Raw genomic sequence first — 3,075 nt, 5'->3', positions numbered from 1 at the left:
CTCTACCAACTGAGCTATTCCCGCTTAATCTTCGGCTTTCGCCCCGCATCTGCGAGATGAAATCCTTTGATCAGGATGGTGCTTTCAAATTTTGGAGCGGGAAACGAGACTCGAACTCGCGACCCCGACCTTGGCAAGGTCGTGCTCTACCAACTGAGCTATTCCCGCGTTACTGCATTTTTTGCCATATTTCGATGGCGTCGTAATTTGCATTTCTGCGTCGTTACGGGAGGCGCATTATACGAGAATTCGATGCCCCTGCAACCCCCTGACGATCACTTTTTTGCGTTTTTTGTTTAAATGGACATTTTCTCGCCATCCACGCCGCTGAATTGTATAAATAAGCGTCATAACGGGCAAAATCGCTTTTTCCGCCCGGCTGAATGACGCAAAATCGCTCGCATCATACAGCGGTGGCGCGACGTATAACGAGGCCACCCCGACGCCAAACAGGGAATTAGCATGAGAAAAGTCCTCACCGTCCTGCTGCTGAGCACGCTGGCCATCGGAACCGCGTCAGCCGAGACGCTCCATTTTGGCACCACCACGGCCAATCCACCGTTTGTCACCGCCAACGGCAAAAATCAGCCCGTTGGCTTCGATATCGATCTCGCGCACGCCCTGTGCCAGCAGATGCAGGCGCAGTGCCAGTTCACGGCGCAGCGTTTCGATACCCTGATCCCGGCTTTACGCTTTAAGAAATTTGACGCGGTGATTGCCGGCATGGAAGTGATCCCGATGCGTGAGAAGCAGGTCGCCTTCAGCCGACCCTATCGCCAGGCGCTCTCCGGGGTAGTGATCGTCAACAAAGATGTCGCCCATACCTTTGCCGATCTGAAGGCTAAAAAAGTCGGCGTGGTGAAAGGCACGCTGCATCAGCGCTACCTGCGTGATAAACAGAAAGCCGTACAGGCTGTCCCTTACGACGATGTCGCCAGCGCCCTGGCCGCGCTGAAAGCCGGGCAAATAACCGGCGTCATGGGCGACTTCGCCACCCTCGACGCCTGGCAGCAGGAGAACCCTGACTACGCCATCATGGATGAACGGGCCACCGACCCGGCTTATTACGGTAAGCAGTATGCGATTGCGGTGCGCAAAGACGATCCGGAGCTGCTGAACGCCATCAACGATGCCCTGGCCGCGGTCATGGCGACACCTGACTTCCAGCAGATGCAGCAGAAGTGGTTTAAATAACGCAGAAAAGTGTACCGGGCCGCGCACAGGGCCCGGTCGCGGTTTACAGTTTAATGAAGTGTTCGCGGTAGTAAGCCAGCTCGGCGACCGACTCGCGGATATCGTCCATCGCCTGATGAGTGCCCTGCTTTTTAAAGCCGTCGAGAATTTCCGGCTTCCAGCGGCGCGCCAGCTCTTTCAGCGTGCTAACGTCCAGATAGCGATAGTGGAAATAGGCTTCCAGTTGCGGCATGTACTTAAACAGGAAGCGACGATCCTGGCCGATACTGTTGCCGCAGATCGGCGACTTGCCCGCCGGCACCCACTGCTTAAGAAACTCAATGGTCGCCAGTTCGGCATCGTGCTCGCTGACGGTGCTGGCCTTTACGCGATCCACCAGACCGCTGCCGGTATGCGTCCGCACATTCCACTCGTCCATTAATGCCAACTGAGCGTCCGACTGATGCACCGCGATGGTCGGGCCCTCAGCCAGAATGTTCAGGTTGGCATCGGTCACCAGGGTGGCGATTTCGATAATGCGATCGCGCTCCGGATCCAGCCCTGTCATCTCAAGATCGATCCAAATGAGGTTGTTTTCATTTGCACTCATGCTATTTTCCACCCTTCTCGCGTGACTATATTCATCTAAAATAGCGTGTATCATAGAGGTTTTGCCCCATCAGGGCGACCAGGAGCCAGTTCGATTGAGTAAAAATAAACTCTCCAAAGGCCAGCAGCGCCGCGTCAAAGCCAACCACCAGCGCCGTCTGAAAACCACTGCGGAGAAGGCCGACTACGATGACAACCTGTTTGGCGAAACGTCGGAAGGCATTGTCATCAGTCGCTTTGGTATGCATGCCGACGTCGAATCCGCTGACGGCAGCGTGCATCGCTGCAATATCCGCCGGACGATCCGCTCGCTGGTCACCGGCGACCGCGTGGTCTGGCGGCCGGGTAAAGACGCCGCCGACGGCGTAAGCGTCAAAGGGATCGTCGAGGCGGTGCACGATCGCGCCTCCGTCCTGACGCGTCCGGATTTTTACGACGGCGTGAAGCCTATCGCCGCCAATATCGACCAGATCGTGGTGGTTTCCGCGATCCTGCCTGAGCTGTCGCTGAATATTATCGATCGCTATCTGGTGGCCTGCGAAGCGCAGGATATCGAGCCGCTCATTGTGCTGAATAAAATCGATCTGCTGGATGATGATGGTCTGCGCTTCGTCAATGAGCAAATGGATATCTACCGCAACATCGGTTACCGCGTGCTGCTGGTTTCCAGTCGGACTCAGGACGGCCTTAAGCCGCTGGAAGCGGCCCTGACCGACCGCATCAGTATCTTCGCCGGGCAGTCCGGGGTCGGTAAATCGAGCCTGCTGAACGCCCTGCTCGGGTTGAGCGAGGATCAGATCCTCACCAATGATGTCTCGGACGTTTCCGGCTTAGGTCAACACACCACCCCCGCTGCACGCCTCTACCACTTCCCGCACGGCGGCGATGTGATTGATTCACCGGGGGTACGTGAGTTCGGCCTGTGGCATCTGGAAGCGGAACAAATCACCAACGGCTTTGTCGAATTCCATGATTATTTAGGCCGTTGCAAATATCGCGACTGTAAACACGATACCGATCCTGGCTGTGCGCTTCGCGAAGCGGTAGAGAACGGCAAGATCGCCGAAAGCCGTTTTGAGAACTACCACCGCATCCTGGAAAGCATGGCGCAGGTACAGGTAAAAACGCGTAAAAACTTTTCCTCGTCCGATGACTGATCATTAAGCTGAGCATCACATCAGGCGCTGCCGGGCAGCGGTGATGACGCAGCTTACGCGGATGCCATTTGGCGAGTTTTACGTATAGAATCGTCCCCTTTTTTTAGGGCCCCCCCCCCCCGCCGGGGGGGGGGGG

3 protein-coding genes and 1 tRNA gene are annotated in these 3,075 nt (G+C 56.3%); 2 read left to right on the top strand and 2 right to left on the bottom strand.

Going from position 1 to position 3,075, the window contains the following annotated elements; all coding sequences use genetic code 11:
• Positions 1-92: 92 nt before the first annotated feature.
• Positions 93-168: transfer RNA gene (locus HMPREF9538_RS16960), tRNA-Gly, on the bottom strand.
• A 294-nt stretch (positions 169-462) separates the two neighbouring features.
• Here HMPREF9538_RS16960 and HMPREF9538_RS16970 point away from each other — a divergent pair.
• Positions 463-1,194 (top strand): transporter substrate-binding domain-containing protein, encoded by a 732-nt coding sequence (locus HMPREF9538_RS16970; protein WP_004177719.1) that lies wholly within the window; start codon positions 463-465, stop codon positions 1,192-1,194.
• A gap of 43 nt (positions 1,195-1,237) precedes the next feature.
• On the opposite strand, the gene orn is transcribed toward HMPREF9538_RS16970, so the two are convergent.
• Positions 1,238-1,783, bottom strand: a complete 546-nt coding sequence (orn, locus tag HMPREF9538_RS16975; protein ID WP_002885538.1) for an oligoribonuclease — start codon at positions 1,781-1,783, stop codon at positions 1,238-1,240.
• A gap of 94 nt (positions 1,784-1,877) precedes the next feature.
• Between orn and rsgA the strand changes: the two genes are divergently transcribed.
• Entirely contained in the window at positions 1,878-2,939 is a 1,062-nt protein-coding gene (gene rsgA / locus HMPREF9538_RS0127400) for a small ribosomal subunit biogenesis GTPase RsgA (protein ID WP_032457060.1), read from the top strand.
• The last annotated feature ends 136 nt before the right edge of the window (positions 2,940-3,075 follow it).

Source organism: Klebsiella sp. MS 92-3, assembly GCF_000195655.1.
Classification (GTDB): domain Bacteria; phylum Pseudomonadota; class Gammaproteobacteria; order Enterobacterales; family Enterobacteriaceae; genus Klebsiella; species Klebsiella pneumoniae.
The sequence above is the reverse complement of the archived record's forward strand: the minus strand, read 5'-3'. Positions and strand labels throughout refer to the sequence as shown.

Bases quoted from the DNA above. Each gene is read 5' to 3' on its own strand.
- HMPREF9538_RS16970 (WP_004177719.1), top strand. From the start codon at position 463: ATGAGAAAAGTCCTCACCGTCCTGCTGCTGAGCACGCTGGCCATCGGA.
- orn (WP_002885538.1), bottom strand. From the start codon at position 1,783: ATGAGTGCAAATGAAAACAACCTCATTTGGATCGATCTTGAGATGACA.